The following is a 6291-nucleotide window of genomic DNA, read 5'->3' as shown; positions in this document are numbered from 1 at the left end:
CCCTGCCCGCCCTGATGCAGAGCGCCCTGCCCCTGGACCTGGTGCGGGGCGGCCTGGAGCGCCAGGCGCTGCCCGAGAGCCTGGGGGCCCTGCTGATCGGCCTGAAGCTGGGTCTGCTGTTGCTGATCCAGTGGCCGGTGGGGCAGGCCCTGGCCCGGCGCCCGGTGCGGGTGGGGCTGGGGCTGAGTCTGGCGGCCTTTGCCCTGGGCACGGCCCTGSWSKGGRYSYCMGCMCTSWGCKGGGNCGKSCTGGTGCTGGTGCTGCTGGCCATGCTCACCTGGGCCCTGCGCTGGGTGTTGCTGGTGCTGTTCGGCGCCGTGGTGCTGGCGGTGTCGCTGGATGTGCCCACCACGCTGCTGATGCGGCGACTGCGCCTGCAGCGCACCCAGGCCCTGGCCCTGGTGATCGCCATCCTGCTGGTGCTGGGCGCCTGGCTCACCCAGCAGCTGCTGCCGGAGCTGCTGGGCCAGATCAGCCAGCTGGGCCAACTGATCCCGGAGGTGGGGGCTCGACTGGCCGAGCTGATCGCCCGGGTGACCTGGCTGCCCAGGCTCGACCAGACCCTGGAGCGGCTCAACAGCTGGGAGGGCCTGCAGCCGGTGGGCGCCCAGCTGCTCGGCGTGGCAGGGGGAGCCGCCAACAGCACGGTGCAGCTGCTGCTGATGGTGCTGCTGGCGATTCTGCTGGCCCTCGACCCCCGGCACCACCGACAGCTGGTGGTGGCGATCACCCCGGCCAAGTGGCGCCCGCAGATGGTGCAGCTGCTCGAGGAGTGCCGCGAGGCCCTGGGGGGCTGGCTGGCGGGCATGACCCTCTCGGCGGTGACGGTGTTTCTGCTCACCTGGGCCGGCCTGAGCCTGCTGCAGGTGCCCCTGGCCCTGCTCAGCTCCCTGGTGTGCGGCCTGCTCACCTTCGTGCCCACGATCGGCCCCACCGCCGCCACCCTGCTGCCACTGGCCGTGGCGCTGCTGGTGTCGCCCACCAAGGTGCTGCAGGTGCTGGTGCTGCGCCTGGTGCTGCAGAACGGCGAGGCCTTCCTGCTCACCCCGATCCTGCTCAGCCGCACGGTGAATCTGCTGCCCACCGTGGCCCTGATGGCCCAGCTCAGCCTGGGCACCCTACTGGGCCTGCCGGGGGTGCTGCTGGCCCTGCCGCTGGTGGTGGTGCTCCAGGTGCTCTTCAGCACCGTGGTGGTGCAGCGGGTGATGGACCGCTGGACCAGCTGAGCCCGGCTCAGCGGTAACGGCGCCAGAGGTCTGGAAGCAGCAGCAGCACCAGCACCGCCAGGGCGTGATGCACCACGGTGTTCCAGAGGGTGGTGAAGGTGAAGTGGTCGGCCAGCAGGCGCAGATCGAAGCGCAGATCCACCAGGGCAAGCAGGCCCAGCAGGATCGGCAGGGCCGGAATCGGGCGCTTCAAGGCAGGGAGCTCATGGGGTGGATGGCTCTCAGGACTTCGCCAGCACGGGGAGCAGGGTGGGCGCCACCGCCACGCTCGACCAGGCGCCCACCAGCACGCCCACGCTGAGGGCCACGGCGAACCAGAACAGGGTGCTGCCTCCGAAGAGAATCAGGGCCAGCAACGGCAACAGGGTGGTGAAGGTGGTGTAAATGGAGCGGGTGAGGGTGGCGGACACGGCGGCATCGGCCTGATCGGCCAGGGGCAACTCCTTGAGCTGACCCCGTTTTTCGCGGATGCGATCGAAGATCACCACGGTGTCGTTCACCGAATAGCCGGCAATGGTGAGCAGGGCCACGGCAAACAGGCTGTTCACCTCCACCCCGGCCAGCAGCCCCAGCCAGGCGAACACCCCGCAGGTGATCAGCACGTCATGGCCCAGACAGAGCAGGGCCAGCAGGGCAAACAGGCGGTCGTAGCGGAAGGTGATGTAGGCGGAGATGCCCACGAAGCTCACGGCCAGGGAGATCAGGCTGGCCCGCAGCAGTCGGGCGCCGAGGGTGGGGCCGATCGTCTCCACGGCGAGACCGGCTGGATCGGTGGGGCCCAGCAGGGACTGCAGACCATCCACCACGGCCTGGCCCTGGGCGGCACTGAGGCTGGGCAGGCGCAGCAGCACCTGCTCTCCGCCGTCGAGAAGCTGCACGGAGGAGCCCCCCAGGCTGAGGGGCCGAGCCCCGTCGTCTTCAACGGGCAGGGTGAGGCCTTCCAGCCGCGCTTCCACCGCGTCGCTGCCGAGCTCAGCGCAGCGCTCTCCACAGAGGCGGGCAATCTGGATCTGGGTGCCGCCGGTGAAATCCAGGCCGAGGCGCAAGGGGGCGCCGATGCTGGGCGCCCTCCAGGAGAGTCCGAGACCGAGCAGGCTCAGCGCCAGGGCCACGGCGGAGATGGCCCAGAACTGGCGGCGGCGGCGGTTGACCCGCACACCCAGCAGGCTGCTCAGAAGAGTCATCGGCGCCAAGGGAACAACACGGGGCGGGGCAGGGAGATCAGGAGGTGGCCGCGGGCAGCTGGATCCGCGGCAGGAAGTAGCTGGGCCGGCGCAGGGCCGGATAGCTCATCAGCAGCCGCAGCAGCGTACGGGTGCAGGTGAAGGCACTGAACAGGCTGAGCAGCACCCCGATGCCCAGGGTCACGGCGAAGCCCTTGACGAAGCCCGTGCCCAGGGCAAACAGGGCCACGCAGCTGATCAGGGTGGTTAGCTGGCCATCCAGGATCGAGGAAAAGGCGAGGCTGAAGCCGGTTTCGATCGAGCGGATCAAGGTGTTGCCCGAGCGCAGCTCATCCTTGATGCGCTCAAAGATCAGCACGTTGGCGTCCACCGCCATCCCGAGGGAGAGGATGAAGCCGGCGATGCCCGGCAGGGTGAGCGTCACGGGGATCAGGGCATAGAGCGCCAGGTTGAACAGGGCGTAGAGGCTCAGGGCCAGCACGGCCACCACTCCGGCCAACCGGTACACCAGCACCATGAACACCGCCACCAGGGCCAGGCCCAGCAGGGCGGCCACCAGGCTGGAGCGGATGTTGTCGGCGCCGAGCGAGGGGCCGACGGTACGCACCTCCACGACCCGAATCGGCAGGGGCAGCGAGCCGCCGCGCAGCTGCACCTCGAGATCCCGCGCCTCTTCGGCCGTGAAGTTGCCGGTGATGCTGGCGGCCCCGCCGGCGATGCCGGCGGCCTGGAACTCGGGCCCCACGCTGGCCTCACTGATCGAACGGCCATCCAGCACGATGCCGAGCAGGCGCCCCGTGCCGGCGATGTCGCGGGTCAGGTTGGCGAACTGTTCACCACCGGTCTGGGTGAAGCTGAGCGTCACCTCCCAGCCACTGCCGCTCTGCTGCTGCTGGCGTCCGGCCGTGACCAGCTCCTTGCCCGTGAAGGCGGCGGGCTCGTAGAGCGCCACGATCTGGCTGTTCACCGCGTCGAGCAGCAGCTCCAGCTGGTCGATCTCGCTGGCGCCATCGGGCACGGCGATGTCGAGCTGGCGCAGGGCCTGGGACAGCTGGTCTTCAGGAAAATCGGCGGGGGGCTGGGCGGCCTCGTTATCAGCGCCGGCCGCAGCGGGGTTGTTGAGGGCGCTGCGGCGCTGGCGCTCAAGGTTCAGCACGGCCTCGGCCTGGCGCTTGAGGCTCAGCAGCCCCTGCATCTCCTGTTCGGTGCCGGCCCGCTGGGCGCGGAATTCCAGCAGGGCGGTGGAGCCCAGCACCTTGGCGGCCCGGCTGGGGTCCTGCTCACCGGGGAGTTGCAGCACCAGCTGGTCGTTGCCCACGGTCTGCAGGGTGGACTCGGCCACGCCGAGGCCGTTGATGCGGCGCTCCAGCACCTCCTTCACCGCTTCGAGCTGTTCCTGATCCACCGCCGTGATCGCGCCGGCGGGCATCACCTGCAGGGTCAGCTGGCTTCCACCGCGCAGGTCGAGGCCCAGCTGCAGTGGGAAGGTGAAGAGCAGGGCCAAGGCGGCGATCGCCAGGGCCAGGATCAGGGCGAACCACCCCTGTTGTCGTGCCATCTCAGAGCGACCCGCTGGTGAGGTCCTGGGCGGCTTTGACGATCTGATGGGGCTGGATGATCGTGAGGTTTTCGAGCCCGCCGTTGTAGGGGGTGGGGATGTCCTGGGAGGAGAGCCGCAGCGGCCGGGCGTCGAGGTCGTCGAAGCAGTGCTCGGTGATCAGAGCCAGCAGCTCGGCGCCGATGCCGCCGGTCTTCATGCACTCCTCCACCACGATCACCTTGTGGGTCTTGCGGATCGAACGGGCGATGGTGGCCATGTCGAAGGGCTTGAGGCTGACCAGGTCGATCAGCTCCACATCGATCCCCTCAGCCTCGAGCTGTTGCACGGCCTTGAGACAGTGCTGTCGCATGCGCGAATAGGTGAGGATCGTCACATCGCTGCCCTCACGCACCACCTCAGCCTGATCGAGGGCGCAGATGTAGTCGCCTTCGGGAATGTCTTCGCTGAGGTTGTAGAGCAGCACATGCTCAAAGAAGAGCACCGGGTTGTTGTCGCGGATCGCCGCCTTCATCAGGCCCTTGGCGTTGGTGGGCGTGCTCACCGCCACGATCTTGATGCCAGGCACGGCATGGAAGTAGGCCTCGAGGCGCTGGCTGTGCTCAGCCCCGAGCTGGCGGCCGACGCCGCCGGGTCCGCGAACCACGGCCGGAATCGTGTAGTTGCCGCCGCTGGTGTAACGCAGCATCCCCATGTTGTTGGAGATCTGGTTGAAGGCCAGCAGCAGGAAACCCATGTTCATGCCCTCCACGATCGGCCGCAGGCCGGTCATGGCAGCGCCCACGGCCATGCCGGTAAAGCTGTTCTCGGCGATCGGGGTGTCCAGCACCCGCAGCTCGCCGTACTTCTCGTAGAGGTCCTTGGTCACCTTGTAGGAGCCGCCGTACTGGCCCACGTCCTCCCCCATCACGCAGACATAGGGATCGCGGGCCATCTCCTCGTCGATGGCTTCGCGGAGAGCGTTGAACAGCAGCGTTTCGGCCACGCGTTGGCAAGCACCGACTGGGCGCCAACCTATCTCAGCCTCAGGCGCATCTCAGCCAGAAGCGCTCAGCCGCCAGCGGCAAAGGTGCTGAGGATCAGCACCGAAAGCAACATGCCCGGCAGCAGCAGGGTGACCAGCAGGCCCAGATCGTGCAGTGTCATGACGGCAGGCTAGGTGGCCTCCTCCGCTTCGGTGTCGCCGCTGTGAGCGGATGGGGATCCAGGCGCCAGGCTGCGCACGAACACCAGGCCCAGACCCAGGGCGATGAAGCCGAAGGTGAAGGTGGCCAGGAAGCTCATGCCGATGATCAGCGTCTTGAGCGCCGTGGCGATGCTSTGGGCGATGGCGGAGTCGTAGTGGGGCGGGTGGGAGCCGTAGTACAGCACCACGCGCTGGCTCAGGCCCAGGGTGAGCCAGCCCAGCATCCCTGCCGTCAGGGATCCCGATAGAAAACTGAGGGGCCCCTTGCGGGGTCTCTCGCTGGGGGCCTCTGAGGCGGCACCGGCGGGGCCGTCGTTGGATGGGGAAGGGAGCTCAGTCACGCCTCCAGGCTGACACCTTGCGGCCGCAGGGGGCAGGTCCAGCTGTCGAAGCCAGCGGCGGCGAGTTCGGAGGCAAGGCTGGCCTGGCTGCGGCGGGCCGCCTCCAGATCGGCGAACAGGGCGAACAGGCTGGGCCCGGAGCCGCTCATTGCCACGGCCAGGGCCGCGTCGGCGCGGCGAAGCAGGGCCAGCCCCTGGCGCACCGTGGCTTCGGCAGGTTCCACCACCGCCTGCAGATCGTTGCGCAGGGGCGGCAGCGCCTCCAGACCCTGCAGGGCCCGCAGCAATGGCCCCTGCCGCAGGGCCTGGCGCCGCTGCTCGAAGGCCGCTTCGCCCTCCAGGTAGCTCGCCTGCCGCTGCTGGCGGCTCTGCCGGTAGGCCCAGGGGGTGCTGACGCTGGCGGCCGGATGCTTGAGCAGCAGCACGGCCCAACCGCCACCCCGGGGCGCCGGCTGGGCTTCGAGCCGCTCCCCCCGCCCGAAGCAGAGCTGGGTGCCGCCGCCGATGCAGAAGGGCATGTCGGAGCCCAGCTCGGCCGCCATCAGCGCCAGCTCAGCCTCGCTGTAGCCCAGCCCCCAGAGATGGTTCAACCCCACCAGGGCGGCGGCGCCATTGCTGGAGCCCCCCGCCAGGCCGGCTCCCACGGGGATGCACTTGTCGAGGTGCAGGTGAGCGCCGAGCTCGGGCAGTCCAGCCCGGGCCTTGAGCAGTTCAGCCGCCCTCACGATCAGGTTGGCGCCGTCCGTGGGCAGGCTGGGGTTGTCGCAGCTCAGCTGGATCCGGCCATCGGCGCTGG

The 6291-nt window shown here is 69.1% G+C and carries 7 protein-coding genes; 1 reads left to right on the top strand and 6 read right to left on the bottom strand.

Features of this window, described 5'->3' with window-relative positions; genetic code table 11:
• The first annotated feature begins 269 nt into the window (after positions 1–269).
• A complete protein-coding gene (locus IQ216_RS10765; protein ID WP_193815466.1) occupies positions 270–1226 on the top strand; it encodes an AI-2E family transporter in 957 nt (318 codons plus the stop codon).
• A gap of 7 nt (positions 1227–1233) precedes the next feature.
• Here IQ216_RS10765 and IQ216_RS10760 read toward each other — a convergent pair whose 3' ends face one another.
• The 6 genes from IQ216_RS10760 to ispE form a co-directional block, all read right to left on the bottom strand.
• The gene (locus tag IQ216_RS10760) at positions 1234–1419 is read right to left on the bottom strand and encodes a hypothetical protein (protein ID WP_186699827.1); all 186 of its coding nucleotides are present in this window, start codon (positions 1417–1419) and stop codon (positions 1234–1236) included.
• 28 nt (positions 1420–1447) lie between these two features.
• The gene (gene secF, locus IQ216_RS10755) at positions 1448–2410 is read right to left on the bottom strand and encodes a protein translocase subunit SecF (RefSeq protein WP_193815465.1); all 963 of its coding nucleotides are present in this window, start codon (positions 2408–2410) and stop codon (positions 1448–1450) included.
• A 37-nt stretch (positions 2411–2447) separates the two neighbouring features.
• Complete coding sequence (secD, locus tag IQ216_RS10750; protein WP_193815464.1) at positions 2448–3968, bottom strand: protein translocase subunit SecD; 1521 nt, start codon at positions 3966–3968, stop codon at positions 2448–2450.
• Position 3969: 1 nt separating this feature from the next.
• The gene (locus tag IQ216_RS10745; RefSeq protein WP_193815463.1) at positions 3970–4953 is read right to left on the bottom strand and encodes a pyruvate dehydrogenase complex E1 component subunit beta; all 984 of its coding nucleotides are present in this window, start codon (positions 4951–4953) and stop codon (positions 3970–3972) included.
• Positions 4954–5123: 170 nt separating this feature from the next.
• On the bottom strand, positions 5124–5495 hold the full coding sequence (locus IQ216_RS10740) for a DUF3082 domain-containing protein (RefSeq protein ID WP_193815462.1): 372 nt from the start codon (positions 5493–5495) through the stop codon (positions 5124–5126).
• On the bottom strand, positions 5492–6291 hold an 800-nt coding region (ispE, locus tag IQ216_RS10735; RefSeq protein WP_193815461.1), incomplete at its 5' end, for a 4-(cytidine 5'-diphospho)-2-C-methyl-D-erythritol kinase. The genes ispE and IQ216_RS10740, both read right to left, overlap by 4 nt.

The organism is Cyanobium sp. LEGE 06143 (genome assembly GCF_015207535.1).
GTDB lineage: Bacteria > Cyanobacteriota > Cyanobacteriia > PCC-6307 > Cyanobiaceae > NIES-981.
This window is presented reverse-complemented; position numbering and strand designations above follow the sequence as displayed.

Excerpts from the sequence above, each read along its gene's own strand:
- IQ216_RS10765 (WP_193815466.1), top strand. The coding sequence starts at position 270 with ATGCTCACCTGGGCCCTGCGCTGGGTGTTGCTGGTGCTGTTCGGCGCC.
- secF (WP_193815465.1), bottom strand. The coding sequence starts at position 2,410 with ATGACTCTTCTGAGCAGCCTGCTGGGTGTGCGGGTCAACCGCCGCCGC.
- secD (WP_193815464.1), bottom strand. The coding sequence starts at position 3,968 with ATGGCACGACAACAGGGGTGGTTCGCCCTGATCCTGGCCCTGGCGATC.